Origin of the sequence: Streptomyces sp. ISL-43 (assembly GCF_018614195.1) — a bacterium.
Taxonomy (GTDB): domain Bacteria; phylum Actinomycetota; class Actinomycetes; order Streptomycetales; family Streptomycetaceae; genus Streptomyces.
Genome location: NZ_JAGGOT010000010.1, coordinates 145,008 through 170,145, shown reverse-complemented (window position 1 = coordinate 170,145; position 25,138 = coordinate 145,008). Strand labels below are relative to the sequence as shown.

19 protein-coding genes are annotated in these 25,138 nt (G+C 72.6%); 14 read left to right on the top strand and 5 right to left on the bottom strand.

Going from position 1 to position 25,138, the window contains the following annotated elements:
• Nucleotides 1-128: 128 nt before the first annotated feature.
• Both acs and J7F03_RS06555 read right to left on the bottom strand, forming a co-directional pair.
• Nucleotides 129-2,126, bottom strand: coding sequence for an acetate--CoA ligase (gene acs, locus J7F03_RS06560; protein ID WP_214947690.1), 1,998 nt, complete (start codon nt 2,124-2,126; stop codon nt 129-131).
• A gap of 248 nt (nt 2,127-2,374) precedes the next feature.
• A complete protein-coding gene (locus J7F03_RS06555) occupies nt 2,375-4,768 on the bottom strand; it encodes a SulP family inorganic anion transporter (protein ID WP_214947689.1) in 2,394 nt (797 codons plus the stop codon).
• Between the two features lie 234 nt (nt 4,769-5,002).
• Between J7F03_RS06555 and J7F03_RS06550 the strand changes: the two genes are divergently transcribed.
• A complete protein-coding gene (locus J7F03_RS06550; RefSeq protein ID WP_214947688.1) occupies nt 5,003-6,334 on the top strand; it encodes a hypothetical protein in 1,332 nt (443 codons plus the stop codon).
• Here J7F03_RS06550 and J7F03_RS06545 read toward each other — a convergent pair.
• Complete coding sequence (locus tag J7F03_RS06545) at nt 6,288-7,382, bottom strand: ATP-binding protein (RefSeq protein WP_251071493.1); 1,095 nt, start codon at nt 7,380-7,382, stop codon at nt 6,288-6,290. The two genes, J7F03_RS06550 and J7F03_RS06545, sit on opposite strands and share 47 nt — an antisense overlap.
• A gap of 109 nt (nt 7,383-7,491) precedes the next feature.
• Here J7F03_RS06545 and J7F03_RS06540 point away from each other — a divergent pair, with 109 nt between their 5' ends.
• Nucleotides 7,492-8,328 carry an oxidoreductase gene (locus tag J7F03_RS06540; RefSeq protein ID WP_214947687.1) on the top strand — a complete coding sequence of 279 codons (837 nt, stop codon included), beginning with the start codon at nt 7,492-7,494 and terminating at the stop codon, nt 8,326-8,328.
• Nucleotides 8,329-8,805: 477 nt separating this feature from the next.
• Here J7F03_RS06540 and J7F03_RS06535 read toward each other — a convergent pair whose 3' ends face one another.
• On the bottom strand, nt 8,806-9,675 hold the full coding sequence (locus tag J7F03_RS06535) for an HAD family phosphatase (protein WP_214947686.1): 870 nt from the start codon (nt 9,673-9,675) through the stop codon (nt 8,806-8,808).
• A gap of 488 nt (nt 9,676-10,163) precedes the next feature.
• Between J7F03_RS06535 and ssd the strand changes: the two genes are divergently transcribed.
• The 7 genes from ssd (at nt 10,164) to J7F03_RS42605 (ending at nt 15,241) form a co-directional block, all read left to right on the top strand.
• A complete protein-coding gene (ssd, locus tag J7F03_RS06530; RefSeq protein ID WP_374104280.1) occupies nt 10,164-11,321 on the top strand; it encodes a septum site-determining protein Ssd in 1,158 nt (385 codons plus the stop codon).
• On the top strand, nt 11,318-12,466 hold the full coding sequence (locus J7F03_RS06525; RefSeq protein ID WP_214947685.1) for a TadA family conjugal transfer-associated ATPase: 1,149 nt from the start codon (nt 11,318-11,320) through the stop codon (nt 12,464-12,466). Before ssd ends, J7F03_RS06525 begins: the two co-directional genes overlap by 4 nt.
• The gene (locus J7F03_RS06520) at nt 12,463-13,347 is read left to right on the top strand and encodes a type II secretion system F family protein (RefSeq protein ID WP_214947684.1); all 885 of its coding nucleotides are present in this window, start codon (nt 12,463-12,465) and stop codon (nt 13,345-13,347) included. The genes J7F03_RS06525 and J7F03_RS06520 overlap by 4 nt, the downstream gene beginning before the upstream one ends.
• Nucleotides 13,347-14,120, top strand: a complete 774-nt coding sequence (locus tag J7F03_RS06515) for a type II secretion system F family protein (RefSeq protein WP_214947683.1) — start codon at nt 13,347-13,349, stop codon at nt 14,118-14,120. The genes J7F03_RS06520 and J7F03_RS06515 overlap by 1 nt, the downstream gene beginning before the upstream one ends.
• Nucleotides 14,121-14,182: 62 nt before the next feature.
• Complete coding sequence (locus J7F03_RS06510) at nt 14,183-14,380, top strand: DUF4244 domain-containing protein (protein ID WP_214947682.1); 198 nt, start codon at nt 14,183-14,185, stop codon at nt 14,378-14,380.
• Entirely contained in the window at nt 14,367-14,720 is a 354-nt protein-coding gene (locus J7F03_RS06505) for a TadE family type IV pilus minor pilin (protein ID WP_214947681.1), read from the top strand. Before J7F03_RS06510 ends, J7F03_RS06505 begins: the two co-directional genes overlap by 14 nt.
• 215 nt (nt 14,721-14,935) lie before the next feature.
• The gene (locus J7F03_RS42605; protein ID WP_374104278.1) at nt 14,936-15,241 is read left to right on the top strand and encodes an Rv3654c family TadE-like protein; all 306 of its coding nucleotides are present in this window, start codon (nt 14,936-14,938) and stop codon (nt 15,239-15,241) included.
• 162 nt (nt 15,242-15,403) lie between these two features.
• Here the strand turns inward: J7F03_RS42605 and J7F03_RS06495 are convergent, their stop codons facing one another.
• Nucleotides 15,404-17,941 carry a DEAD/DEAH box helicase gene (locus J7F03_RS06495; protein WP_214947680.1) on the bottom strand — a complete coding sequence of 846 codons (2,538 nt, stop codon included), beginning with the start codon at nt 17,939-17,941 and terminating at the stop codon, nt 15,404-15,406.
• 81 nt (nt 17,942-18,022) lie between these two features.
• Here J7F03_RS06495 and bldG point away from each other — a divergent pair, with 81 nt between their 5' ends.
• The 5 genes from bldG (at nt 18,023) to J7F03_RS06470 (ending at nt 24,635) form a co-directional block, all read left to right on the top strand.
• Nucleotides 18,023-18,364, top strand: coding sequence for an anti-sigma factor antagonist BldG (gene bldG / locus J7F03_RS06490; protein ID WP_112451865.1), 342 nt, complete (start codon nt 18,023-18,025; stop codon nt 18,362-18,364).
• A gap of 99 nt (nt 18,365-18,463) precedes the next feature.
• Complete coding sequence (locus J7F03_RS06485; protein ID WP_214947679.1) at nt 18,464-18,904, top strand: ATP-binding protein; 441 nt, start codon at nt 18,464-18,466, stop codon at nt 18,902-18,904.
• 605 nt (nt 18,905-19,509) lie between these two features.
• Nucleotides 19,510-21,927, top strand: a complete 2,418-nt coding sequence (locus tag J7F03_RS06480; protein WP_214947678.1) for a sodium-translocating pyrophosphatase — start codon at nt 19,510-19,512, stop codon at nt 21,925-21,927.
• A 263-nt stretch (nt 21,928-22,190) separates the two neighbouring features.
• The gene (locus J7F03_RS06475; protein WP_214947677.1) at nt 22,191-22,757 is read left to right on the top strand and encodes a small secreted protein; all 567 of its coding nucleotides are present in this window, start codon (nt 22,191-22,193) and stop codon (nt 22,755-22,757) included.
• A gap of 327 nt (nt 22,758-23,084) precedes the next feature.
• Nucleotides 23,085-24,635 (top strand): methyltransferase, encoded by a 1,551-nt coding sequence (locus J7F03_RS06470; protein WP_214947676.1) that lies wholly within the window; start codon nt 23,085-23,087, stop codon nt 24,633-24,635.
• Nucleotides 24,636-25,138: the final 503 nt, after the last annotated feature.

The following is a 25,138-nucleotide window of genomic DNA, read 5'->3' as shown; positions in this document are numbered from 1 at the left end:
ACTTTACAGGGTGTACGCAAGGGTGTATCCGGCGATCATCACTTTATGTGCGAAAAGGGCATCCGGCGCGCCGCGCCGAATGCCCCTTCCCGCCGTGTCGTACGGGTCCCGCGGGTCGTGCCGGGACCTCAGTCCTCGCTGCCGGCGGCCGGCAGCTTGCTCTGGATCAGGTCCATGACCGAGGAGTCCGCGAGCGTGGTGACGTCACCGACCGCGCGGTTCTCGGCCACGTCGCGCAGCAGACGGCGCATGATCTTGCCTGAGCGGGTCTTCGGCAGCTCCTGCACCGGCAGGATCCGCTTCGGCTTGGCGATCGGGCCGAGCGTGGCACCCACGTGGTTGCGCAGCTCGCCCACCAGCGAATCCGTCTCGGAGGCGCTGCCGCGCAGGATGACGAAGGCCACGATGGCCTGGCCCGTGGTCTCGTCGTTCGCGCCGACGACCGCCGCCTCGGCGACCGAGGGGTGCGAGACGAGCGCCGACTCGACCTCGGTGGTCGAGATGTTGTGGCCGGACACCAGCATCACGTCGTCCACCCGGCCGAGCAGCCAGATGTCGCCGTCCTCGTCCTTCTTGGCGCCGTCGCCCGCGAAGTACTTGCCCTCGAAGCGCGACCAGTAGGTGTCGATGTACCGCTGGTCGTCGCCCCAGATGGTGCGCAGCATCGAGGGCCACGGCTCGGTGAGGACCAGGTAGCCGCCACCGCCGTTCGGAACCTCGTTCGCCTCGTCGTCCACGACGGTGGCGCCGATGCCGGGCAGTGCGCGCTGGGCCGAGCCGGGCTTGGTCTCGGTGACGCCCGGCAGCGGCGAGATCATCATCGCGCCGGTCTCGGTCTGCCACCACGTGTCCACGATCGGGCAGCGGTCGCCGCCGATGTGCTTGCGGTACCAGATCCAGGCCTCGGGGTTGATCGGCTCGCCGACCGAGCCCAGTACGCGCAGGCTCGACAGGTCGAACTTCGCGGGGATGTCGTCGCCCCACTTCATGAACGTACGGATCGCCGTGGGCGCGGTGTAGAGGATGGTGACGCCGTACTTCTGCACGACCTCCCAGAAGCGGCCCTGGTGCGGCGTGTCCGGCGTGCCTTCGTACATCACCTGGGTGGCGCCGTTGGCGAGCGGCCCGTAGACGATGTAGGAGTGCCCGGTCACCCAGCCGATGTCGGCGGTGCACCAGTAGACGTCGCTCTCCGGCTTCAGGTCGAAGACCGCGTGGTGGGTGTACGCCGCCTGCGTGAGGTAGCCGCCGGAGGTGTGCAGGATGCCCTTGGGCTTACCCGTGGTCCCCGAGGTGTAGAGGATGAAGAGGGGGTGCTCGGCGTCGAAGGCCTGCGGCGCGTGCTCGGCGCTCTGCCGTTCGACGATCTCGTGCCACCAGACGTCGCGGCCCTCGGTGAAGGCGGTGTCCTGGCCGGTGCGGCGCACCACCAGGACGTGCTCGACCTGCGGGCACTTGGCGACGGCCTCGTCGATGGCGGGCTTCAGGGCGGTGGGCTTGCCGCGGCGGTAGCCGCCGTCGGCGGTGATGACCAGCTTGGCGTCGGCGTCCTGGATGCGGGAAGCCACGGCGTCGGCGGAGAAACCGCCGAAGACGACGGAGTGCGCGGCGCCGACGCGGGCGCACGCGAGCATCGCGACGACCGCCTCGGGGATCATCGGCAGGTAGACGGCGACCCGGTCGCCGGCCTGGACGCCCAGCTCGGTCAGGGCGTTGGCGGCCTTGGAGACCTCGTCCTTGAGCTCGGCGTAGGTGATCGAGCGGCTGTCGCCGGGCTCGCCCTCGAAGTGGATGGCCACGCGGTCGCCGTTGCCGGCCTCGACGTGGCGGTCCACGCAGTTGTACGCGACGTTCAGCTTGCCGTCCGCGAACCACTTCGCGAAGGGCGGGTTGGTCCAGTCGAGCGTCTCGGTCGGCTCGGTGGCCCAGCTCAGCCGCCGCGCCTGCTCGGCCCAGAAGCCCAGCCGGTCCGCGTCGGCCTGTGCGTACGCAGCCCCTGTCACATTGGCAGCGGCGGCCAGGTCGGCAGGAGGAGCGAACCGACGCTCCTCCTTCAACAGGTTGGCCAGGCTTTCATTGCTCACGACATCTCCCTTTCCCAGGGTGTCCGTTGTGTCCCCGGGCATAGCTCATCAGGCAATGGCCCAGGTGACAAGGGGTTGCCGGAAATTGGTGTAGACCTATTATTCGGCAGCTGGGCCCACGCACGAGCGGCCCCTTCCCGCTGCAGGGTGCGGAGAGGGGCCACCCAGTGGCACGGATACGGGAGGGTATCGGTTCGAACGGCCCCGCCCGGCCCGGGAGCGCGGGCGGACGGGGACGGTGGCCCGGATCAAGGCCCCGGCGGGCGGAGGCTCCGCCCGGCGGAACGGCTTCAGCCGAGCAGCGCACCCGCGCCGGGCGTGTCGAAGACCCGGCAGTCGAAGAAGTCCTCCCCCTCCGACAGCAGGTACGCCTGCGCCTCGCCGACGTGGAAGTACATCCCGTGCAGCTCCAGCGTGCCCTCCGCGAGGCGGCGGGCCACCGATTCGTGGGACCGCAGGTGCTCCAGCTGCTGCACCACATTGGTCAGGCACAGCTGCTCCACGGCGTCCGCCGGCAGCCGGCCCGAGATCCGCGCCCAGGCGTGCTGGCGGCTGGCCATCCGCTCCAGGCTCGGCAGCCCGTGCCGCAGCCAGCGCCGCAGCGGTGTCATCGGGGCGCCGGGCGAGGAGTTGAGCAGCGCCTGCATGGCGCCGCAGCCCGAGTGCCCGCACACCGTGATGCTGTCGACCTTGAGGACGTCCACGGCGTACTCGATGGCCGCCGCGACCGAGTCGTCCGTGGACTCCACGCCCGGAAGCGGGACGAGGTTGCCGACGTTGCGCACGGTGAACAGGTCACCGGGACCGCTGGCCGTGATCATGCTGGTCACCAGGCGGGAGTCGGCGCAGGTGAGGAAGAGCTGCGAGGGCCGCTGCCCTTCGCGGGCAAGCCGGGCCAGTTCGTCCCGGACGTGGGGGGCGGTGTCCCGCTGGAAGGCGCTGATCCCGTTGGCCAGTTGACCGGCGCCGCGTCGCTTGTGGGAACCCTCCGGTGTGGCCGGGGCGGGGGGCGCCGCAGGGCTCGCGACCTCCTGGGCCGTACGGGGAACCGTGCCGCGGTGGTCGCAGTGGTTCTGCCAGGGTGTCCAGGGCCGGCAGCAGTGGTGGCCCCCGCGCTGCTCACCCCGATGGGCCCGCTCCGCACCCTCGGCCCGTTGTGCCTCCTCGGCTTCGGCGATCTTGGCCCCCGACCGGCCGGCGACCTCCAGCGAGCCCCCGTGGGCCAGATGGGACTCCTGCCAGTCGAGCAAGGTCTCGTAGGCGGCGTGGTCGATGAAGGAGCCGTCGAGCTCGATGACCACGTGACCCTCGTGCGGGACCTGGTTCAGCACCCGGCTCAGCCTCGGCACCGCGAGGAAGGTCAGCTGCCCCCGCGCCCAGACCCGGTGGACCCCGCTGTCGAGCCGCTCGATGGTGATGCGGGTCCGGGCGAGGCGGTGCAGGGCCGTGGCGACGGCCACCGCGATGCCGATGGCGACGCCCTCCAGGACCCCGCCGAGCACCACGGCCGCGATCGTCGTGGCGTAGACCAGGACCTCGCCGTGCCGGGTGACGGTGCGCAGGTGCGTGGCGCTCACCATCTGGACGCCCACCGCCATCACCAGGGCGGCCAGCGCTGCGAGCGGGATCAGGTCGAGGGCGGGGACGAGCAGCCCCGCGGCGAGCAGCACCCAGAGGCCGTGCAGCATGACAGACCGGCGGCTCACGGCCCCGGACTTGACGTTCGCCATGCTGCGGACGGCGCCGCCCGCGACGGGCAGGCCGCCCAGTGCCCCGGAGACGATGTTCGCCGCGCCCTGGCCGCGCAGTTCGCGGTTGAGGTCGGCCCGGGCGGGACGGTTGCCCCTGCCCCGCTCGGCGGCGATCAGCTTGTCGGTGGCGACCGCCGAGAGCAGCGATTCCACGCTGCCGACCAGGGTGATGGTCAGTACGGCCGCGATGATGCCGAGGACCGGGCCCTCGGGCAGTTCGGGCAGCGCGTGGCTGCGCCAGGACGGCAGGTCCACGCGGGGCAGTGTGAGTCCGGCGAGCGAGGCGAAAGTCGTGGCCGTGGCGACGGCGGCGAGCGCGGCCGGCACCTTGCGCAGGACCCGCCCCGCCCGGCCGGGCAGCCGGGGCCAGCCGAGCAGGACGGCCAGCGTGAGCGCGCTGATACCGAGGGCGGCCGGGTGCAGGTCGGCCAACTGTCCCGGCAGGCCGAGGACATTGGCAAGGGCGGAGCTCTGCGGGGTGCCGCCGAGCACGATGTGCAGCTGGGCCAGCGCGATCGTCACGCCGATGCCCGCGAGCATGCCGTGGACGATGGCCGGGCTCACCATCAGCGCGGACCGGGCGGTCCGCAGGGCGGCGAGGCCGAGCTGGCAGCAGCCGGCGAGCACCGTGATGGCGCAGGTGGTGCGCCATCCGTAGTGCTGGATCAACTCGGCGGTGACGACGGTGAGTCCGGTCGCGGGGCCGCTCACCTGGAGCGGAACTCCGCCGAGCCGCCCGGCCACGATCCCGCCGACCGCCGCGGCGACGAGTCCCGCCTGGAGCGGGGCGCCGGTGGCCAGGGCGATGCCGAGCGAGAGCGGCAGGGCGATCAGGAAGACGGCGATGGAGGCGGAGAGGTCGGCGGGGAAGCCCTTGGCGGAGGGGGGATGTGAGGCGGGGGGAGGGGCGGTGGCTGCGGTGGTGGCTGTCATAGGTCCCGTCTCCTCGGGGGAGGGTTGAAGCGGCGGGATTCTCAACACTCGGTAAATGAACGGTAATGGAGAGTAAAGGTCGGTGGTGGGTAATAGGGGCAAATGGTCTAGGAATTAGCGCTCAAGAGTGATTAGGCATTTAGTACGGCTTGTCACACCTTCCTTAAAACGGACCACATGGGACGTTGCGGCGCGGAAGTCCTGCGATGGCACTGCTAGGGAAGAGGTGGGCGGATGACTGCCACCACGAAGAAGGCGGCGACGAAGAAGATCGCCGGCGGCCTGGTCGCCACGGCGCTGGTCCTGGGAGTGGCCGGGTGCAGCACCTCGGAGCCCGCTGACCGCCCGGCGCCGGGCGGTCGGTCCAAGAAGGGCGCCGCCGCCCCGGAGGCCCCGGCCCCGGGCAGCGTCAACCGGCTCATCGGCGACGGCTCGACCGCGTACACCGGCCTGCAGCCGAACGTCCGGAAGCCGCAGAAGCTGAAGCCCGGCGAGAAGCCGCCGCAGTTCGTCGTCTACTCCTGGGACGGGGCGGGCGAGGACAGTCAGAAGCTCTTCTCGCATTTCCGCGAAGTGGGCAAGAAATACAACGCCCGTATGACGTACTTCCTGAGCGGCGTGTACCTCCTCCCGGAGGAGAAGAGTTCCCTCTACACCGCTCCCCAGCACTCCTCGGGCCGCTCGGACATCGGCTTCGGCGACCCGCAGGGCATCAAGGACACCGCCACCCAGGTGCGCGCCGCCTGGCTGGAGGGCAACGAGATCGGCACCCACTTCAACGGCCACTTCTGCGGGCCCGAGGGCGGCGTCGGTACCTGGTCCGTCGAGGAGTGGAAGAGCGAGATCAACCAGGCGAAGTCCTTCGTCAGGAACTGGAAGACCAACTCGCCGTCCCTCAAGGGCATGGAGGCGCTCCCGTTCGATTACGACAAGGAGCTGATCGGGGCCCGCACCCCCTGCCTCGAGGGCCAGAAGAACTTCATGCTGGCCGCGAAGGAGATGGGCGGCTTCCGCTACGACTCCAGCGGCATCAGCAAGCAGATCTGGCCCAAGAAGACGGACGGGCTCTGGGACATCCCCCTGCAGCTGGTCCCTATGCCGGGCCGGGCGTTCGAAACGCTCAGCATGGATTACAACTACCTCGTGAACCAGTCCGGTACGACCACGCAGGGCGACCCCTCGCAGCACGCGTACTGGGGTGAGCAGATGCGCGACGGCCTGATCAAGGCCTTCGAGCGGACCTACCAGGGCAACCGCGCACCGCTGATCATCGGCAACCACTTCGAGTCCTGGAACGGCGGCACCTACATGCGAGCCGTCGAGGACTCCATCGAGACCATGTGCACCCAGAAGGAGGTCCGCTGCGTCCCGTTCCGCGAGCTCGCGGACTGGCTGGACGCCCAGGACCCCAAGACCCTGGAGTGGATGCGCACCCTCGACGTCGGCGAGGCGCCGAAGGAGGGCTGGAACAAGTTCCTGACGGCGGGGCCGCCGGCGAAGCCGGCCGCCCCCGCCGGGGTCAAGCCGGCTGCGGAGCCGGCCGAAGAGAGTCGGAGCGAGGACTGAGCAGCCCGGCGACCCCTGGATCGCCGCCGGCGCCGTCCTGGAACCCGTCCCCGGTTCCGGCGGCCCGTGCCGCCCCGGGGCCCGCGTGCTCCCGTAGGACGAAACCGGGGTCGACCTGCTCCGCCAGGTCGACCCCGGTCTTCGCGTTCCCCCAGCTCTGCGCGTTGCGCAGGTGGAAGTGGACCATCTGCTCCGTGTACCGGGCCCAGTCGCGCTGCGCGTAGGAGTCGTCGGCCGCGTCCTGCAGGGACTGCAGGGCGAGGCGGTTCGTCGCCTCCAGGAGCTCGAAGGCGGCCGGGCGGCCCTTCTCCATCGCCCGCACCCAGTCCGAGTGCCCGACGGTGACCAGCAGGTCCTCGCCCGCCTCGTCCTGCAGGAACTCGATGTCCTCCGGACCCTGGACCTTGTTGCCGACGACCTTGAGCGTGATTCCGAAGTCCCGCGCGTACTCCTTGTACTGGCGGTAGACGGAGATGCCCTTGCGGGTCGGTTCGGCGACGAGGAAGGTCACGTCGAAACGGGTGAACATGCCGGAGGCGAAGGAGTCCGAGCCGGCCGTCATGTCGACGACGACGTACTCGTCCGGGCCGTCGGCCAGATGGTTGAGGCAGAGCTCGACCGCGCCGACCTTGGAGTGGTAGCAGGCCACCCCCAGATCGGACTCGGTGAACGGCCCCGTGGCCATCAGCCGCACGGGTTCGCCGTCGAGTACCAGCGTGCGCGCGCAGGCGTCGTAGACCGGATTGTCCTCGTCGACCCGCAGCAGCCGGGAGCCGGCGCCGGGCGGAGTGGTCTTGATCATCGTGTCGGCGGACGTGATGCGCGGGTTGGAGCCCCGCAGGTAGTCCTTGATGAGGGGCAGGTGCGCGCCCAGCGCCGGCAGCGCGGCCGCCTCCTCGTCGCTGAGCCCGAGCGCGGCGCCCAGGTGCTGGTTGATGTCGGCGTCCACCGCGACGACGGGGGCTTCATTGGAGGCGAGGTGGCGGATGAAAAGGGAGGACAGCGTGGTCTTGCCGCTGCCGCCCTTCCCCACGAAAGCGATCTTCATGTTCACGAAGCGTAGCGGGTCGGTGTCTTTGTGTTGTATGCCTGAGTGAAGAAGACCACTCCAAGGAGGGGTCGGTGCTATGGGGGAGCAGTGCGTAGGCTCCCTACTTATGAGTAGCGCTTCTGCTTCCGCCACCCCCGACCCGCTCGCCCCGCTGGCCGGTCTTCCGGGCGTCGCCGAGTCCGTGGATTCCGTACGCAAGGCCGTGGACCGGGTCTACGGCCACCGCGTGATGCGCCGCCGTGCCGGGGAGATCACCTCCGAGGCCGCGCTGCGCGGCGCGCGCGGCAGCGCGGCGCTGTCCGGGGCCGACTGGGCGCTGGAAGAGGTCCGCCGCCGCACCGATTTCGGCTCGGACGCGGAGGCCCGCACGGTGGGCGCCGCCCTGCGCCTGACGGCGGAGGCGGGCCAACTGCTGAGCATCTGGCGCCAGTCGCCGCTACGGGTCCTGGCCCGGCTCCACCTGGTGGCCTCGGGTTCCACGGCCGACGGCGACGTCGTCGGACGGCCCCGCCTCGCCGGCGAACCGGTGGACGAGCCCCTGATCACCCTCCCCGTCCCGGACGCCGAGGAGGTGGCGGGCCGCCTCGACGGACTCTCCCGACTGGTCATCGCGGGCGGCTCCGCCCCGGCACTGATCACGGCGGCGGTGGTGCACGGCGAACTGCTCGCCCTGCGCCCCTTCGGCTCGTACAACGGCCTGGTGGCGCGCACCGCGGAGCGGATCGTGCTGATCAACAGCGGTCTGGACCCGAAGGCGATCTGCCCGGCGGAGGTCGGTCACGCGGAGCAGGGCCGGAAGGCCTACCTGGAAGCCTTCGAGGGCTACGTCTCCGGGACCGCGGAGGGGATGTCGGCCTGGATCGCGCACTGCGGCCGCGCGATCGAACTCGGAGTCCGCGAGTCGACGGCGGTCTGCGAGGCGCTCCAGCGCGGCGCGGCCTGAGCGGCGTGACCTGATCAGCGTGGCCTGATCAGGGGCCTGGGGGCCCGACAGGGTCCGGACAAAGGGTTGCGGCGACACCATACTGCTCTGGTGTCGCCGCTGGCATTCACGCCCAGTTACCAAGCGTCCTCGATGGTTGCCCATCAGGTCGGGAACTTTGCCCGTCACCTGGTGCGGCTGGCCCGTAATCGACGGGTCGACGTCGCGTGGGTGCTCGGCGTTCATGCTTCGGTCCGTGGGCCTTACTGCGTTTTAAAGATGATCCTCTCGGATGTTCTTTGGTCTCGCGGGCCGTTGATTCCTTTGTACTCCGCTTCGGGGCGGAGCGAAACCCCTGACCCCATTTCTTTGCTTTTCGGGACTGTCTGGTGCGTATCGGACACCCGATATCGCCACAGGTCAGGGCGGTCTCCAGCCCGCCGGCAGGTGCGCGGAGGGGCGGGCCGGAGACCGGGAGCCCGGGCGGCGGATCCGGGGTCAGGCCGACGCGGCAGCGGCGAGCGCCCGGCGCCGGCTCGCGTACCAGACCAGGCCGGCGGTGGCCGCGGCCGCCCCCACCGCCGCGGCGGCGACCAGCGCCGGCCGTGCGGGCATCGACAGCCCGGGCAGCCGCTGCTTGAGCCGCACCGGCCGGTTGAACACGAGCACCGGCCACTCCCGCGCCAGCGCCTCGCGTCGCAGCGCGCGGTCGGGATTGACCGCGTGCGGGTGGCCCACCGCCTCCAGCATCGGGATGTCGGTGGCCGAGTCGCTGTACGCGTAGCAGCGCGAGAGGTCGTACCCCTCGGACTCCGCGAGCTCGCGGACGGCCTCCGCCTTGGTGGGCCCGTAGGCGTAGTACTCGATCTCGCCCGTGAAGCAGCCGTCCTCGCCCACCACCATCCGCGTGGCGACGACCCGGTCGGCGCCCAGCATCTCCCCGATGGGCTCGACGACTTCCGCGCCGGAAGTGGACACGATGACCACGTCGCGGCCGGCGGTGTGGTGGGCCTCGATGAGGGACGCGGCCTCGTCGTAGATCAACGGGTCGATGAGGTCGTGCAGGGTCTCGGCGACGATCTCCCGGACCTGCTGCACGTTCCACCCCTTGCAGAGAGCGGACAGGTACTCCCGCATCCGCTCCATCTGATCGTGGTCGGCGCCGCCGGCCAGATAGATGAACTGCGTGTAGGCGGTGCGCAGCACCGCGCGCCGGTTGATCAGGCCGCCCTGGTAGAAGGACTTGCTGAACGTCAGAGTGCTCGACTTCGCAATGACCGTCTTGTCCAGGTCGAAGAAGGCTGCGGTGCGAGGCAAGGAGTGCGGCAAGGGCTGATTTTCCACGACCCGAGCATATGCGCCCACCATTCGGCGTAAAGTGTGGCGCGTGGGTTTGCTTGAGAAGCCTCTCGGGTACACCATGGAAGTCACGGATCGTTCGCGACCGTGCTAACCCGGTCTGGCTCCTCCCCCCCCGAGTCGGACCGTGGGGACGACCCCCGCTCTCCCCCCCGGCGGGGGTCGTCGCATGTCCGGACGCGGTTTGCGTCCCAGCCTTCGTCCCCAAGTGATCACTCCTCGGGCCTCCTCCTCTTGCAGGGGCCTGCGTGACGAAGACCCTCACCCTCTCGAACTGGTAACTCTGCGTAGTGGTTCCGCCGCGCTCCGGAACTCACCTGTTGGGGTGAGCGGGTTATTCACAATGAGTCGGTTGTCCACAGTCTTCGAGCAAGATCCACTTCTTTTTCCCGATCCCGTCACGGTGATTCCGGCCGCGAAGTCCGCGGCGCTGGATATGCGGTGAGAAGGAGGCGGAGATCGTGGCTGGATCGAAGTCGTGTGAAGTCCGGGATCTCGTGGTGGCGGGCGGGGACGGTCCGCATCCCGGTATCGGCGTGCCCGTGCCCGGCGGCGGACGGCCGCTGATCATCACCGAGGACCCCCTGCTGCTCGACGATCTGCTGCGGCTGTGCGCCGCGGCGGGAGTCGAGCCGCATGTGCACCACGCGGTGCCCGAGCAAAGCGGAGCCGGTGGTGACGGGGGTGGCGGGAGCGCCCCCGGTGCCGGATGGGAGTCCGCGCCGCTCATCCTGGTCGGCGACGACGCCGCCCGGCACGCGCGCGGCGCACCCCGGCGCGACGGGGTCTTCCTCGTCGGCCGGGACCTGGACGACCCCCACGTATGGCAGCGGGCGCTGGAGATCGGCGCCGAGGAGGTACTGACGCTTCCCGACGCCGAGAGCCGGCTCGTCGACCGCATCGCCGACGTCGTGGAAGGGGCCGGGATGCCCGCCCTCGCGGTCGGGGTGATCGGCGGCAGCGGCGGTGCCGGAGCCTCCACCCTCGCCTGCGCACTGGCCCTGCGGGCCGCCCGCGCCGGGGAGCGGACCATCCTCATCGACGGCGACCCGCTCGGCGGCGGCATGGACGTCCTGCTCGGAGGCGAAGCCGCCGAAGGACTGCGCTGGCCCGACTTCGCGGGCTCGCGCGGCCGGGTCGGCGCCGGAGCCCTCGCCGAATCCCTCCCCGAGCTGCACGCCCTGCGGGTGCTCAGCTGGGACCGCGGGGACCGGGTGGTGGTGCCGCCCGCCGCGATGCGGTCGGTGGTGGCCGCCGCGCGCCGGCGGGGCGGGGTCGTCGTGGTCGACCTGCCGCGCCGGGTCGACGAGGCCGTGGCCGAGGTGCTGGCGCAGCTGGACCTGGTGCTGATGGTGGTGCACGGCGAGCTGCGGGCCGTGGCCGCGGCGGGCAGGGTCGCGGCCGGCGTCCGGATGGCGGCCCGCGACGTCCGCGTGGTCGTACGGGGCCGCGTGCCCGGCGGGCTCGACGCGGAAGCGGTCGCCGCGCTGCTGGGGGCCCCGCTGGCCGGCGAGGTGCCGGTCGAGGTGGGCCTCCCCGGCCGGGTGGCCGAGGGGGAACCACCGGGATCCCACGGGCGGGGCCCACTGGCCCGCTTCTGCGACGGCTTCTGGCAGCGCGCGCTCGGCTCCGCCCAAGGGGTGGTGACGGCATGAGCGCCGTACTGCTCGACGCGGTGCGCCAGCGGCTCGCTGAGAGCGGGGCGGAGCCCACCCCGGCCCGGGTCGCGGCCGCCCTGCGGGCCCAGGGCAGGCTGCTGGGCGACGCGGAAGTGCTGGGCGCCGCCGCCGAATTGCGCTCCGAACTGGTCGGCGCGGGCCCGCTGGAACCGCTGCTCGCCGACCCCGAGGTCACCGACGTCCTGGTCGCGGCCCCCGACCGGGTGTGGGTGGACCGCGGCGGCGGGCTGGAACTGACCGGCGTGACCTTCGTCGACGCCGATGCCGTGCGCAGGCTCGCCCAGCGCCTCGCCTCGGTCGCCGGCCGCCGCCTCGACGACGCCCGGCCCTGGGTGGATGCCCGGATGCCCGACGGCACCCGGCTGCACGCCGTACTGCCCCCGGTCTCCGTCGGATCGGCCTGCCTGTCCCTGCGGGTGGTCCGGCCGCGCGCCTTCACGCTGGAGGAACTGGTGGCGGCGGGGACACTGCCGCCCGGGGGACAGCGGCTGCTCCGGGACATGGTGGAGGCCCGCCTGTCGTTCCTGGTCTCGGGCGGGACGGGCACGGGCAAGACCACCCTGCTCAGCGCCCTGCTGGGACTGGTCGGGCCCGGAGAGCGGATCGTGCTCGCCGAGGACTCGGCCGAACTGCGGCCGGACCATCCGCACGTGGTGCGGCTGGAGACCCGACCGGCCAATCAGGAGGGCGCGGGTCTGGTCACCCTCGCCGACCTGGTCCGCCAGGCGCTGCGGATGAGGCCGGACCGGCTCGTCGTCGGCGAGGTCCGGGGAGCCGAGGTCGCCGACCTGCTGGCCGCCCTCAACACGGGCCACGAAGGAGGCTGCGGCACGGTCCACGCGAATGCCGCCGCACACGTACCGGCCCGGCTGGAGGCCCTCGGGACGGCTGCCGGACTCGACCGGGCCGCCCTGCACAGCCAGTTGGCGGCCGCACTGACCCTGGTCGTCCACCTCGTACGGGACCGGGCCGGCCGGCGCCGGGTCGCCGAGGTGCACGTCCTGGAGCGGGACCCCGCCGGGCTCGTGGTCACCGTGCCGGCGCTGCGCTGGGCCGCGCGGGGATTCGTACGGGAGCGGGGCTGGGAGCGGCTGCGCCCGCTGCTGGGAGGTGCCCGGTGAGCGCGGCCGGGGTGGTCCCGGTGCCGGTGTTCGCCGGGGTGCTGTGTGCCGGGGCGGCCGCCTGGGCACTGGCCGGGGGCGACCGGGTGTCCCGGCGGGCCAAGGCGGTGCTGGCCGGGCCGGGGCCGGTGCTGCCGGGCGGGCCCGTGCACTGGAAGCGGCTGGTGCTCGCCGTGCGGGTCGGGGCGGCGCGCCGCCGCGAGTGGGCTTGCCTCGGGGCCGGGCTGCTGCTCGCGCTGCTGGGCGGGTCGGTGATCCCGCTGCTGGCCGGGGCGGCGGCACTGCCCCTGGTGCGCCGGTGGCTGCGGGCCAGGCAGCGGGCCCGGGCCCGGGCGGCGCGGGCCGCCGAGGTGGTGGCCCTGTGCGGCGCGGTGGTGGGCGAGCTGCGCTCCGGCGCGCAGCCCGGCCAGGCGCTGACCGCGGCGATGCGCCGGACGGTGTCGGGCCCGGGCGGTCCGGGAGCCGCGCAGGCCGGGCTCCTGGCGGCGGCGGCCTTCGGCGGGGACGTCCCCGGGGCGCTGCGCCAGGCGGCGGGGGAGCCCGGCGCGGAGGGGCTGGCCGGGATGGCGGCCTGCTGGCGGGTCTCCGTGGACGGGGGCGCGGGGCTGGCCGCCGGACTGGACCGGCTGGAAGGGGCGTTGCGGGCCGAGCGGGACCGGGAGGAGTCACTGCGCGCCCAGCTGGCCGGAGCGAGATCGACGACGGGGGTGCTGGCCCTGCTGCCGGTGGTCGGTCTGCTGATCGGCACCGGGCTGGGGGCCGATCCGCTGCGGGTGCTGCTGCACACGCCGGTGGGGTGGGGCTGCCTGCTGGCGGGCGGGGTGCTGGAGGCGCTCGGGCTGCTGTGGTGCCGGCGCATCGTACGGGTGGGGGAGCGGTGATGGACGGCTTCGCGATCCACAGGCTGGGGATGGCGCTGTGTCTCGCGGCGGCCTTGTGTACGGCGTCGGCGGTGGCGGCGCGGCTCCGGGAGCGGGCGGCCCGGCGGAGGCTGACGTCCTTGCTCGCGGTGGAAGCGGCGCGGCGGCGTCCGCTGCTCGCACCCCGGCTGCGGAGCGCGGTGGCCGCGTGGGCCGGACCGGTCGGGGCGCTGGCGGCGGCCTGGGCGCTCATCGGCGGCATCCTGGGCGCGGCGGCCGGCTGCGCGGCGGCCTTCACGGTCCGCAGGTGGCTCGTGAGGCCCCGGCCGGCCGCCGGGGTGGACCCGGGGGAGGTCGAGCGCCAGCTGCCCTTCGCCGCCGACCTGTTGGCCGCGTGCCTGGCGGCCGGCGCGGGCCCGGCGGACGCCGCCGAGGTGGTGGGGGAGTCACTGGGCGGCCCGGTGGGCGAGCGGCTGGCCACGGCCGGGGCGGACCTGCGGCTCGGCGGCGAACCGGGAGCCGTGTGGGGGAGGTTGGCGGAGATACCCGGCGCCCGCGGGCTGGCCGAATGCCTGGAGCGCTCCGCCCGTACGGGGGCGCCCGCGGCCGAACCGGTCTCCCGCCTCGCGGTGACGCTCCGGGCGGACCGGACGCGTCGGGCGGGAGCCGCGGCGCAACGGGCGGCGGTTTTGGTCACCGCTCCGGTGGGGCTGTGTTTCCTCCCCGCTTTCCTCGCGATCGGGGTGGCGCCCGTGGTGATCGGAATGGCTTCCGGTCTCCTCTCGGGCACCTGAGACATCCATCTGAAATCACGATCTGAGATCACGTCAAAAAGCTGAATCAACGGGAGGTTGCCATGAGGATCATCTGGTTTCGCGTGCGGGCGGCGCTGAGTGGCCGTGGAGGTGACGCGGGAATGTCCACTTCGGAATACGCCATGGGCACGATCGCGGCGTGTGCGTTCGCGGCGGTTCTGTACAAGGTGGTGACGAGTGAAGTGGTCTCGACCGCACTTCAATCGACCATCGGGAAGGCCCTCGATGCGCCGTTCTGACGGGGGTTATGTGACGGCGGAGGCGGCCTTGGTGATTCCGGCGCTGGTGCTGTTCGCGGCGCTGCTGGTGTGGGCGCTGATGGCGGCCGCCGCCCAGATCCGGTGCGTGGACGCCGCCCGGGCCGGTGCCCGGGTGGCGGCCCGGTCGGAGCCGGCGGGCGCGGCGGTGGCGGCGGCGCAGGCCGCCGCCCCGCCCGGGGCGCGGGTGGAGCTGTCGCGGACGGGCGACCTCTGGCAGGTCCGCGTCTCGGCCCCCGCCCCGGGCCCGGCCGCCCTGCCGGTCCGTCTCACCGCGCAGGCGGCCGCCCTGGCCGAGGACACCGTGGGGCCGCCGCCGTGACCCGGGGGCGGGGGCGCGTCCGGGAAGGGGCGCAGGTGGTGGTCCGGGTGCGGGTTCGGGCGCGGGAGCCGGCCCAGGCACGGGCCGGCGGGCTGGGCCGAGAACCGGACCAGGCCTGGACCGGAGAACCGGCCCAGGCGCCGGCCCAGGCGCCGGCCCAGGCGCCGGCTCGGGCGCCGGCTCGGGACCGGGGGTCGGCCACGGTGTGGGGTGTCGTGGTGGCGACCGTGCTGGTGGCGGTGTTCGGCGGGGTGCTCCTGCTCGGGCAGGCGGTGGTGGCCCGGCACCGTGCCGCCGCGGCCGCCGACCTGGCCGCCCTCGCCGCGGCGGCGACCTGGGCCCATGGACCGGAGGCCGCCTGTGCCGCGGCGATAAGGGTGGCGGTGGCGCAGGCCGCGCGGGTCACGGGATGCGTGGTGACGGGCGAGGTCGTGGAGGTCACGGCCCGTGCTCCGACGGGGCCCTTCGCCCCGGGGCTGCGCTCCCGCGCGGGCCCGCCGCTGCCCCGGGAGCCCCGATGAGGTGACGGCCGGCCGGTCCGGGGTCGACCCGGGGTCCCGAAGAGGGCCCGCCGGGCCGGGACCCGGCCGTCGGTGGGGTCGAGAACCAGCCAATCGCCGGGCTGGTGCGCGAGCCCGAGCCACGGTCAGGTTTCGGGTTCCTCGGGTGCCTCAGCGGCGGCCTCAGGTCCCCTCAGGGGCGGCCTGGGCGGTCTCGGTGGCGTCGGGGGCCGCCCGGGCGGTCTGGGTGGCGTCGGCGGCGGTCTCGGTGGCGTCGGGGGCCTCGGCCAGGAGGCGGGTGAGGAGGCGGAGGGCGCCGCGTTTGTGGAGGGGGTCGTTGCCGTTGCCGCACTTGGGGGACTGGATGCAGGACGGGCAGCCGGCCTCGCACTCGCAGGCGGCGATCGCGTCGCGGGTCGCCGTCAGCCAGGCGCGGGCCGTGTGGAAGGCGCGCTCCGCGAAGCCGGCGCCGCCGGGGTGGCCGTCGTAGACGAAGACCGTAGGGAGGAGGGTGTCGGGATGCAGCGGGACGGAGACCCCGCCGATGTCCCAGCGGTCGCAGGTGGCGAAGAGCGGGAGCAGGCCGATGGAGGCGTGCTCGGCGGCGTGCAGGGCGCCGCCGAGGATCTCCGGGTTGATCCGGGCCTCGTCGAGCTGGTCCTCGGTGACCGTCCACCACACGGCCCGGGTGCGCAGGGTGCGGGGCGGCAGGTCCAGCTTGGCCTCGCCCAGCACCTCGCCGGTGATCAGTTTGCGGCGCAGGTAGGAGATTACCTGGTTGGTGACCTCGACGGAGCCGAAGCAGAGCCGCCCCCTGCCCCAGGCGATCTCCGTCTCGGTCTCCAGGACGGAGATGGAGGTGGTGTCGCGGGCGGTGGTGGAGAACGGCGGGTTCGCCTCCTCGACGAGCGCGACCGAATCCTCCAGGTCCAGGTGCTTCACGAGATACGTGCGGCCCTGGTGCAGGTGGACGGCCCCGTCGTGGACGGCGGCGTGCGAGGCCGGCTCGTCGACCGTGCCGAGCAGCCGGCCCGTGGTCGCCTCCACGATCTGGACGGGGCGGCCGCCGCCGCCCCGGATGTCGGTGAGGTCGCAGGCCCGTTCCCGGCGGGTCCAGTGCCAGGCCGTCGCCCGGCGGCGCAGCAGCTTGGCCGCCTCGAGCTGGGGGAGGAGCTCGGCCGTAGCAGGGCCGAAGAGGGCGAGGTCGGCCTCCGTCAGGGGCAGCTCGGCCGCGGCCGCGCACAGGTGGGGGGCCAGGACGTACGGGTTGTCCGGGTCCAGGACCGTGGCCTCCACGGGCCGGCGGAACAACGCATCCGGGTGGTGGACGAGGTAGGTGTCCAGCGGGTCGTCACGGGCGACCAGGATGGCCAGGGCGCCCTGGCCCGAGCGCCCGGCGCGGCCCGCCTGCTGCCACAGGGAGGAACGGGTGCCCGGGTAGCCGGTGATCAGGACGGCGTCGAGGCCGGAGACGTCCACGCCCAGCTCCAGGGCGGTCGTGGCAGCCAGCCCCAGCAGCTCGCCGGAGTGCAGGGCCCGCTCCAGAGCCCGGCGCTCCTCGGGCAGGTAGCCGCCCCGGTAGGCCGCGACGCGCCCGGGCAGCGAGCGGTCGACCGCGGCGAGCCGCTCCTGGGCGATCACCGCGATCAGCTCGGCGCCGCGCCGGGAGCGGACGAAGGCGACCGTGCGGACGCCCTGGACGACCAGGTCGGCGAGGAGGTCGGCGGTCTCGGCGGTGGCCGTACGGCGTACAGGGGCGCCCCTCTCGCCCTTGAGGTCGGTCAGGGGCGGCTCCCACAGGGCGAAGACGACCTCGCCGCGCGGGGAGGCGTCGTCGGCGACCTCCACGACCGGCACGCCCGTCAGCCGGGACGCGGCGGCCGCCGGGTCGCTCGCGGTGGCGGAGGCCAGCAGGAAGACGGGCTCGGAGCCGTAGCGGGCGCACAGCCGCCGCAGCCGGCGCAGGACCTGGGCGACGTGGGAGCCGAAGACGCCCCGGTAGGTGTGGCACTCGTCGATGACGACGTAGCGCAGGGCCCGAAGGAATGAGGCCCAGCGCGGGTGGGCCGGGAGTATCCCCCGGTGCAGCATGTCGGGGTTGGTGAGGACGTAGTTGGCGTACTGGCGCACCCACTCGCGTTCCTCGAAGGGGGTGTCACCGTCGTACACGGCGGGACGCACGGCGTTGCCGAGCGGACCGGCCAGTTCCCGCACGGCGCGCCGCTGGTCGGCGGCCAGGGCCTTGGTGGGGGCCAGGTACAGGGCGGTCGCGCCCCGCCCGTTGGGGGCTTCGGAGCCGTCCACGAGGGCGGAGAGCACGGGCGCGAGGTAGGACAGCGACTTGCCCGAGGCGGTGCCCGTGGCGACGACCACGGACTCGCCGTCGAGGGCGTGCTCGGCGGCCGCGGCCTGGTGTTCCCACGGATGGTCGATCCCGGCCGCCTGGATGGCGGCTACGACATCCGTTCGGATGCGGTCCGGCCAGACCGCATGACGACCCTCCCGAGGGGGCAAGTGCTCCGTATGGGTGATGCGCGCAGCCCGGGAAGGCCCCCGTGACAGCCGGTCCAGGACCGTGCCGGGGGTGGGTCTGACGTCCGCGGGAGCCGTGGGCGGACCGGGACGGTGAGTGTTGGCCATTGGAAGCGAGTGTGTCACTGGCGTGCGGGACAATGGTCCCAAGGCGTCGTGCGCGCCTGCCGGTAAGTGATTGAATGCCATCGCGGCAGCCAATCCCTCGCCTACCTTCGGGTGGGGAGGCCCCTGGGGGGCGCCGCTCGATAGCAAGGTGCTGGAGGATCCGTGGACCTGTCCCTGTCGACTCGCACTGTCGGCGACCGTACGGTCGTGGAGGTCGGTGGCGAGATTGATGTGTATACCGCGCCCAAGCTGCGCGAGCAGTTGGTCGAGTTGGTGAACGACGGCAGCTACCACTTGGTTGTCGACATGGAGCGAGTGGACTTCCTCGACTCCACCGGGCTTGGTGTGCTCGTGGGAGGCCTCAAGCGCGTCCGCGCGCACGAGGGCTCGCTGCGTCTGGTCTGCAACCAGGAGCGCATCCTGAAGATCTTCCGAATCACCGGTCTGACCAAGGTGTTTCCGATCCACAACTCGGTGGAAGAGGCCGTCAACGCCACCGACTGAGGCTCTCGGCGGCGAAACGGCCGATGAGGAGCGGGGGGTACCGGGCCACAGGCGGTCCGGGCCCCTGTAAGGCACGCCCGTAGTCCGAGGGGGACGCGCATGGCCACCGTTGAACTCCGCTTCAGCGCCCAGCCCGAACACGTCCGGACGGCCCGCCTGGTCGCGGCCGCCGTGGCGCGCCGGGCCGGTGTGGAGGAAGCCGTCCTCGACGAGGTTCGCCTCGCCGTGGGCGAGGCCTGTTCGCGCGCCGTCGGACTGCACCGCAGCAACGGGCTGACCGCGCCCGTCCGGGTGGTGCTGACCGAGGAGGAGAAGGTGTTCTCCATCGAGGTCGGCGACGAAGTGCCCGGACCGGCCGGCGGTCCGTCCTCCGGCGTGTCCGGAATCGAAGCCGTCCTGGACCCCGACAACGACGGCGAGGACGAGATGGGCCTCGCCGTGATCAGCGGCCTGGTCGATGACGTCGAGGTGATCAGCGGCGAGGCGGGCGGGACCATCCGGATGAGGTGGCCCGTCTCGGGTACCTCCGAACTGCCGTAGCGGCCGTAGCGGCCGTAGCGGTGCTCCCTGGGGTCCGGTGTTCCCGGTGTTCCCCGGGCGCTCTTCCGCGCCTTCGTGTCCCCGGGCGTTTCTCCGCGCCCCTGCGCCTTCGTGTCCCCGGGGGTTCCTCCGCGCCCCTGCGCCTTCGTGCCCCCCGCGCCTTCGCGTCCCCGGGTGGACGGGGGCTGCCGTGAGTCCGCCGGCGGGGCCGTCTGCCGATCGGGGGCCGGGTGGGTGCCGGTAAGGCGGTGAGGCCCCGGTCCCGTGGGTCCCGGGGGTGTCGGCCGCGCGTGGCGACGTATCGTCCGATCTTCTTCTGATCCTCTTCCGATCTCCGTTCGCCATTTGATCTTATTCAAGGCCCTGCCGAGCAGGGCCTTTTCTGCGTCCCTGGATCGAAATCCCTACCGGCTCGGGCGATTTCCTAGATCGATGATCAGGCGTCAATGCCTTTGTCCCGTTACCACTTTCGGGGGTACTGGAGTGACCGGATCTATTGGTGAGGAGCAAGTGCAGGCCAATTCCGTTTCCTGCGTACTGTTTTGATCGGGTCTTGCTCCCTACAATCCGTCCACATCTTGAGCTCATCACGTCAAGGAGGACGAATGACGGGGCTCTTCACCCCTATCGCGCCCGGTCGCACCACTGACCTGGCATCCGCAGTACTCACTGATGACAATCGGCTCATCGTGATCATCATCGCGGCCGTCGCCATCGCCGCGCTCGTCGTCGCGCAGATCCTGGTCCGCCAGGTCCTCGCCGCCGACGAGGGAACCGACGCCATGAAGGAGATCGCCGCCGCCGTCCAGGAGGGCGCCAACGCCTACCTCGGCCGACAGCTGCGCACGCTCGGCGTATTCGCCGTCGTCGTTTTCTTCCTGCTCTTCCTGCTCCCCGCCGACGACTGGACGCAGCGGGCGGGACGTTCCGCCTTCTTCCTCGTCGGCGCCCTCTTCTCCGCCGCCACCGGCTACATCGGCATGCGGCTCGCGGTTCGCGCCAACGTCCGCGTCGCCGCCGCGGCCCGGGAGGCCACCCCCGCCGAGGGGCAGCCCGCCAAGGACCTGACCGAGGTCTCCCACAAGGCCATGCGGATCGCGTTCCGCACCGGCGGCGTGGTGGGCATGTTCACCGTCGGCCTCGGCCTGCTCGGCGCTTCCTGCGTCGTCCTGGTCTACGCCGCCGACGCCCCCAAGGTCCTGGAGGGCTTCGGCCTCGGCGCCGCCCTGATCGCGATGTTCATGCGCGTGGGCGGCGGCATCTTCACCAAGGCCGCCGACGTCGGCGCCGACCTGGTCGGCAAGGTCGAGCAGGGCATTCCGGAGGACGACCCGCGCAATGCCGCGACCATCGCCGACAACGTGGGCGACAACGTCGGAGACTGCGCGGGAATGGCCGCGGACCTCTTCGAGTCGTACGCCGTCACCCTCGTGGCGGCCCTGATCCTCGGCAAGGCCGCCTTCGGCGACCTGGGCCTGGCCTTCCCGCTGATCGTCCCAGCCATCGGGGTCGTCACCGCGATGATCGGCATCTTCGCGGTCTCCCCGCGGCGCACCGACCGCAGCGGGATGACCGCCATCAACCGCGGCTTCTTCATCTCCGCCGTCATCTCGCTGGTGCTCGTCGGGATCGCCGTCTACGCGTACCTGCCGGCCACCTACAAGGAGCTCGTCGGAGTCGACGACGCCGCGATCTCCGGGCACTCCGGCGACCCGCGCGTCCTGGCCCTGGTCGCCGTCGCCATCGGCATCGTGCTCGCGGCGCTGATCCAGCAGCTCACCGGCTACTTCACCGAGACCAACCGCCGTCCCGTCCGGGACATCGGCAAGTCCTCCCTGACCGGCGCGGCCACCGTGGTCCTCGCCGGCATCTCCGTCGGCCTGGAGTCCGCCGTCTACACGGCGCTGCTCATCGGCCTCGGCGTCTACGGGGCGTTCCTGCTCGGCGGCACCTCGATCATGCTGGCGCTCTTCGCGGTGGCCCTGGCCGGTACCGGCCTGCTCACCACGGTCGGCGTCATCGTCGCCATGGACACCTTCGGGCCGGTCTCGGACAACGCCCAGGGCATCGCGGAGATGTCCGGCGACGTCCAGGGCGCGGGCGCGCAGGTGCTGACCGACCTGGACGCGGTGGGCAACACCACCAAGGCCATCACCAAGGGCATCGCCATCGCCACCGCCGTGCTCGCCGCGGCCGCGCTCTTCGGCTCGTACAACGACGCCATCGCGAACGCGGTCAAGGAAGTCGGCGCCAAGGCCGGGGAGATGAACCTCAGCCTGGACATCGCGCAGCCCAACAACCTGGTCGGCCTGATCCTGGGCGCGGCGGTCGTGTTCCTGTTCTCGGGCCTCGCCATCAACGCCGTCTCCCGCTCGGCCGGCGCGGTCGTCTACGAGGTGCGCCGCCAGTTCCGGGAGCACCCCGGGATCATGGACTACACCGAGAAGCCCGAGTACGGGCGCGTCGTGGACATCTGCACCAAGGACGCCCTGCGCGAACTGGCCACGCCCGGCCTGCTCGCCGTCCTCACGCCGATCGCCGTCGGGTTCTCGCTCGGCGTCGGCGCGCTCGGGTCCTTCCTGGCCGGAGCCATCGGCACCGGCACCCTGATGGCGGTCTTCCTCGCCAACTCCGGTGGCGCGTGGGACAACGCCAAGAAGCTCGTCGAGGACGGGCACCACGGCGGGAAGGGCAGCGCGGCCCACGAGGCGGTCGTCATCGGCGACACGGTCGGCGACCCGTTCAAGGACACCGCCGGTCCGGCCATCAACCCGCTGCTCAAGGTCATGAACCTCGTGGCGCTGCTGATCGCTCCGGCCGTCGTGCAGTTCAGCTACGGCGAGGACGCCAACCCGACCGTGCGGGCGATCGTCGCGATCCTCGCGATCGGGGTCATCGTCGGCGCCGTCTACGTCTCCAAGCGCCGCGGCATCGCGGTCGGCGACGACGGCGAGGGCGAGAGCGGGAACGCGCCCGCGGAGCGGGTGGCCCCGCAGGTCGACCCGGCGGCGGTCTCCTCCTGAATTCCGGGCCCCGGGTCTCCTGACGGAGGCTCGGGGCGGAGGTCGCCGGCCGACGGTCCTGAACGGGGCTCTGAGCGGGGCTCTGAGCGGGGTCTTGAACGGGGTTCCTGAACACGGTTCCCGACCGGTGATCGGAAGGACTCGATCGTACGCCCGAACGGCGGACGGGCGGCGCGGACTGACGCGCCGTCCGTCCGCCTTTGCGTTTCCCGGATGGCGGGCGTGTATCTTCCGGGCCGAGAGCCTTCGAAGGGACCAATCCGGTGAACAAGAAGCTTGCGGCCGCGGTGTCGGGCGGTGCCGTGCTGATGCTCGTCCTGTCCGGCTGCGGCGGGGACGACGGCGACGAGAAGACCGACGCCTGGGCCAAGAAGGTCTGCGACAGCTGGCAGCCCGAGCTCAAGAAGATCGAGCAGGCCAACGCCGACATCAAGCGGGTGGCGACCGAGAGCAGCAAGCCCGAGGAGGTCCAGTCGACCGACTCGGCGGCCTTCGGGACCATGTCGGAGTCGTACAAGGCGATGGGTACGGCCCTGCAGGGGGCGGGTGTTCCGCCGGTCAAGGACGGCGAGAAGACCCAGACCGCGGCGGTCAAGGGCTTCGAGGAGACGGCGCAGGGCTACACCGCGCTGAAGGCGAAGATGGACGCCCTCGACCCCAAGGACCAGGGCAAGTTCGCCGAGGGACTCAAGGACGTGGCGGGCGGTCTGGAGGAAGCCACCAAGGGCGGCAAGGACGCGCTCGACCAGCTCAAGGCGGGCGGGCTGGACAAGGCGATGAACAGCCAGAAGGGCTGCCAGGTGACGACGCCGTCGCCAGCGAAGTCGTAGGGCGTACCGCCGCTCTGACGCGGCGGCACGCGGACCGGGGCGGCCGGGGTCCTTCGGGACTCCGGCCGCCCTGCCGCGTCCGGGGCCGTCACGGCGCGCTCCGAGGCCGGGCCGGTGGCGTCCGCGCCGCGTACGCCGGGGCGCCGAGCATGTCGAGCAGCCCGCGCACGGCGCCCCGCGGGTGAGTGCGCGGGCCGTACGGAGCTGCGCCCGGCCGGGGAGCGTCCCGGGCTTGTGCGCCCCGACGGTGGCGCCGGCGCCGACGGGCGTCCACGCCGAAGGCCGTGTGGCGCGGGGAATGCCGGCGGCAGCGGCCACAATGGTCGGGTGAGTACCACCAGCCTTCCCTCCGGTCTGCCCGCCCGCCTCCCCTCGTACGACCGCGCCGCCGAGCTCCGCGCCGCGCTGCTCGACGCGGGCTTCACCGCCGACGGGCTGCTCGACATGCTCGGCGCCCCGGCCTACGCGGCGCTCGCCCGCAGCGAGACGGTCCCCGCCCTGCGCGCCACGCGCAGCCGTGGCGACGGGCCGCTCGCGAGCCTGGTCCGGCTGTTCCTGCTGCGGCAGCCGGTTCCGTACGTGCACGCCGCGTCCGCGCTGCCCGTCGACGCGGCGCTGGCCGACGGCTGGCTGCGCCGGGAGGGCGACGAGGTCCACGCCACCGTGGACGTACGCCCGTACGGCGGTCCGGAGGGCGAGGACTGGTTCATCGTCTCGGACCTCGGCTGCGCCGTCGGCGGGGCCGGGGGCATCGGCAGCCGCGAGGAGGGTGTGGTCCTCGGCGTCGGCGGGGCCTCCACCACCCTGGCCGGGATCACCGTCCGCACCCCGGTCGGCTCGGCCCTCGACGTCGGCACCGGCTCCGGGATCCAGGCGCTGCACGCCGCGCAGCACGCGACCCGGGTCACGGCGACCGACGTCAACCCCCGGGCCCTGGAATTCACCCGGTTGACGCTGGCGCTCTCCGGGGCCCCGGAGGCGGAGCTGCTGACCGGATCGCTGTTCGAGCCGGTCGGCGGAGCCACGTACGACCTGATCGTGTCGAATCCGCCGTTCGTGATCTCCCCCGGGGCCCGGCTCACGTACCGGGACGGCGGGATGGGCGGCGACGACCTGTGCCGGACCCTGGTCCAGGAGGCCGGCGCCCGGCTCAACCCGGGCGGGTTCGCGCAGTTCCTCGGCAACTGGCAGCACGTGGACGGGGAGGACTGGCACGACCGGGTACGGGCCTGGGTGCCGCGCGGCTGCGACGCCTGGATCGTGCAGCGCGACGTGCAGGACGTCACGCAGTACGCGGAGCTGTGGCTGCGCGACGCGGGCGACCACCGCACCGACCCGGCCGAGTACGAGCAGCGTTACGAGGACTGGCTGGACGAGTTCGAGGCCCGCAAGACCAAGGCGATCGGCTTCGGCTGGATCACGCTGCGCCGCAGTGAGGCGGCCGAGCCCTCGATCGTGGTCGAGGAGTGGCCGCACTCGGTGGAACAGCCGCTCGGCGAGACCGTCCTCGCGCATTTCGCCCGGCAGGACTACCTCCGCGACCACGACGACGCGGCCCTGCTGGCGGGCTACTTCCGGCTGGCCGAGGAGGTCGTGCAGGAGCAGGTCGGCGCCCCCGGCGCGGAGGATCCGGAACACGTGGTGCTGCGGCAGAACCGCGGGATGCGGCGCGCCACCAAGGTCGACACCGTCGGGGCCGGCTTCGCCGGAGTGTGTGACGGATCACTGAGCGCGGGGCAGATCCTGGACGCCATCGCGCAGCTGGTGGAGGAGGACCCGGTCGTCCTGCGGGACCGGACGCCGGAAGCGATCCGGATGCTGGTGGAGCAGGGGTTCCTGGAGCCCGTGACGCAGGCGGGGACGCCGGCCGGGGAGTAGTCCGTCCCGTCCGCCGGTCCCCGCCCGGGAGCCCGCCGGGCAGTGCGAACCAGGATTCAACCCGGGGTTCGCCCGCTGTATGCCCTCGGCTGAAAAGCTCCGGGACATCGGGATCCGGGGGGATCCCGGGAGTGGCCCCGGGGCATCAAGGGGAATGGTGTGGGAGGCGGTCCGCGATCTTCGCGGCGACCGTGTTCCCGCTGTTCGGGGCCACTCCACAGGCTTGACGGGGGCGCGTGCCCGGCACGGCGCGCCGGTGGCCGAGGGTGTGCGCCCCGTCGTGTTCCGTCGTCGGCGCCGCTGTGTCCCACCGTCGGCGCCGCCCGCCCGCGGGGCCGTCCGGGCAGGACCCGCGCCGGGCGCCGCGAGTCGTCCGGGCAGCGCCCGCGCCGGGCTCGCGAAACGCCCGCGCGGTGCCCGCGTGGATCCGGCCCCGCGGCCGGCCGGGACGGGTGCGCGGGCGTGCTCGCGAGGGGCACGCCGGTTTTCGCCGGACCCTCCGG

What these genes read in the sequence shown, in the direction of transcription:
- J7F03_RS06550 (WP_214947688.1), top strand. Translation starts at nt 5,003, where the DNA reads ATGACTGCCACCACGAAGAAGGCGGCGACGAAGAAGATCGCCGGCGGC.
- J7F03_RS06555 (WP_214947689.1), bottom strand. Translation starts at nt 4,768, where the DNA reads ATGACAGCCACCACCGCAGCCACCGCCCCTCCCCCCGCCTCACATCCC.
- J7F03_RS06495 (WP_214947680.1), bottom strand. Translation starts at nt 17,941, where the DNA reads ATGGCATTCAATCACTTACCGGCAGGCGCGCACGACGCCTTGGGACCA.
- acs (WP_214947690.1), bottom strand. Translation starts at nt 2,126, where the DNA reads ATGCCCGGGGACACAACGGACACCCTGGGAAAGGGAGATGTCGTGAGC.
- J7F03_RS06540 (WP_214947687.1), top strand. Translation starts at nt 7,492, where the DNA reads ATGAGTAGCGCTTCTGCTTCCGCCACCCCCGACCCGCTCGCCCCGCTG.
- J7F03_RS06480 (WP_214947678.1), top strand. Translation starts at nt 19,510, where the DNA reads ATGACGGGGCTCTTCACCCCTATCGCGCCCGGTCGCACCACTGACCTG.
- J7F03_RS06515 (WP_214947683.1), top strand. Translation starts at nt 13,347, where the DNA reads ATGGACGGCTTCGCGATCCACAGGCTGGGGATGGCGCTGTGTCTCGCG.
- J7F03_RS06545 (WP_251071493.1), bottom strand. Translation starts at nt 7,382, where the DNA reads ATGAAGATCGCTTTCGTGGGGAAGGGCGGCAGCGGCAAGACCACGCTG.
- J7F03_RS06505 (WP_214947681.1), top strand. Translation starts at nt 14,367, where the DNA reads ATGCGCCGTTCTGACGGGGGTTATGTGACGGCGGAGGCGGCCTTGGTG.
- J7F03_RS06485 (WP_214947679.1), top strand. Translation starts at nt 18,464, where the DNA reads ATGGCCACCGTTGAACTCCGCTTCAGCGCCCAGCCCGAACACGTCCGG.
- J7F03_RS06525 (WP_214947685.1), top strand. Translation starts at nt 11,318, where the DNA reads ATGAGCGCCGTACTGCTCGACGCGGTGCGCCAGCGGCTCGCTGAGAGC.
- J7F03_RS06535 (WP_214947686.1), bottom strand. Translation starts at nt 9,675, where the DNA reads ATGGTGGGCGCATATGCTCGGGTCGTGGAAAATCAGCCCTTGCCGCAC.
- J7F03_RS06510 (WP_214947682.1), top strand. Translation starts at nt 14,183, where the DNA reads ATGAGGATCATCTGGTTTCGCGTGCGGGCGGCGCTGAGTGGCCGTGGA.